Genomic DNA, 463 nt, shown 5'->3' with positions numbered 1-463 from the left:
GCGCACCGGCCATTATGTGAACAAGGGTACGCTGATCTATGACGACGTGACCGGTTACGAGCTGGAAAAGTTCATCGAAGGCATCCGCCCCGACCTTGTTGGGTCCGGCATTAAAGAGAAGTATCCGGTGCAGAAGATGGGCATCCCCTTCCGCCAGATGCACTCCTGGGATTATTCCGGCCCGTATCACGGCTATGACGGCTTCGCCATATTCGCCCGCGACATGGATCTGGCCATCAATAATCCGGTGTGGGATCTCTACGACGTCCCCTGGAAAAAAGAGGCCGCGCCAGCTGAGGCGGTTGCGGCCGAATGAGAGCCTGGCCTGTCTTGGGAAGGGGCAGGCCAGGCTCTTCCCATCGGACTTGATCCGCACTCGTGACAGATGACATCCCATTGCCGCCACCGGTGCGGCGCGATGAAAAGAAAGGTGCTTACTATGCCGCAGTCGGCGGAAAAAGTT

Annotated in this window: 1 protein-coding gene; it reads left to right on the top strand. The window is 57.9% G+C overall.

The genetic code is table 11. From position 1 onward, the window contains the following. Positions 1–316: nitrogenase component 1 (locus MOV76_RS39485; protein ID WP_309506937.1), on the top strand; the 316-nt coding region annotated here is incomplete at its 5' end. Positions 317–463: the final 147 nt, after the last annotated feature.

It is taken from the genome of Rhizobium sp. PRIMUS64 (genome assembly GCF_023006465.1).
Classification (GTDB): domain Bacteria; phylum Pseudomonadota; class Alphaproteobacteria; order Rhizobiales; family Rhizobiaceae; genus Rhizobium; species Rhizobium leguminosarum.
The sequence above is the reverse complement of the archived record's forward strand: the minus strand, read 5'-3'. Positions and strand labels throughout refer to the sequence as shown.